The 1,077-nt window shown below is 71.7% G+C and carries 1 protein-coding gene; it reads right to left on the minus strand.

Going from position 1 to position 1,077, the window contains the following annotated elements:
* Positions 1–6 precede the first annotated feature (6 nt).
* On the minus strand, positions 7–1,077 hold a 1,071-nt coding region (locus E7Z54_RS00155), incomplete at its 5' end, for an alpha/beta fold hydrolase (RefSeq protein WP_206055922.1).

The raw sequence follows: 1,077 nt of genomic DNA on the forward strand, positions 1-1,077 counted from the left end.
AAGTGCTCAGGCGCGAGCGGCGTGCACGTCCGGGCGCCCCGCCGGCTGGTCGGTTGCCCGGCGCAGCGCCCCGTCGATCAACTGGTAGAGCTCCTCGCTGACGAGGGCGCGGCGCTCGAGAGGCAGGTAGTGGCCGGCATCGGGCGCGATCACCAGCCGCGCACCGCGGATGCCACGGGCGAGCGTGGCCGCATGGGCGGGCGGGGTGAGCAGGTCGCGGCTGCCGACGAGTACGACGGTCGGCACGTCGTCGAAGGCGCTCAGGTTGCCAACCCGGTCGTGCCGCATCATGTCCTTGAAGAAGCCGGACATGGTCTCGGGCCAGGCGTGGATGAGCTGGTCGACGACGTGACCGACGTCGCGCGGCCGCTGGGGACGGCCGAAGAGGAAGCGCCTGACGATCTGCCGCTCGACGACCGGGAAGCGCTCCCGCCTCGACCGGCTGAGCACGCGCGCCCGGGTCGCCAGCAGGAACGGGAGCCGGTCGCGAAGGATGGCGCCCATCTCGGGCAGGCCCAGCGTCACCTTGTAGAGCTCGCCGCAAGAGGTGTTGACCAGAGCGAGTCCGACGATGCGGGGCAGCAGGTCGGGCCGCTCCTCGGGGATGCAGGTGATCACCATGCCGCCGACGGAGTGGCCGGCTACGACCAGCGGACCGGCGGGGGCGAAGTTGTCGACGACCAGCCCGAGGTCACGCGTCAGGTGAGGGATCGTGCAGGCGTCCTCAGGTGCCCGCTCCGAGCGCCCGTGGCCGCGGTGGTCCCAGGTGATCAGCCGGATGTCGTGGCCGTAGCGCTCCAGCAGGTCGTGGACTTGGTAGTGCCAGTCGGATTCCTCGGCGGTCCAGCAGTGCGAGAGCAGCACCGTGAGCGGGGCGTTCTCGCGGCCGCGGACGGTCACGTGGATGCGGAGACGGTCCGCGCTGATGACGGTGTGCGTGGTCAATGCTGCTCCTCGACGTAGGTGCCGACGGTGCACGATGCCAGGTCCGTACGACGCCTCCGACGGCGCGCCGCACACCACGCCCCCTCGCGCCGCACACCGCGCCCCCTCGTGCGGCACACCGCGCCCCCTCGT

The organism is Nocardioides sp., from assembly GCF_004803405.1.
GTDB classification, from domain to species: domain Bacteria; phylum Actinomycetota; class Actinomycetes; order Propionibacteriales; family Nocardioidaceae; genus Nocardioides; species Nocardioides vastitatis.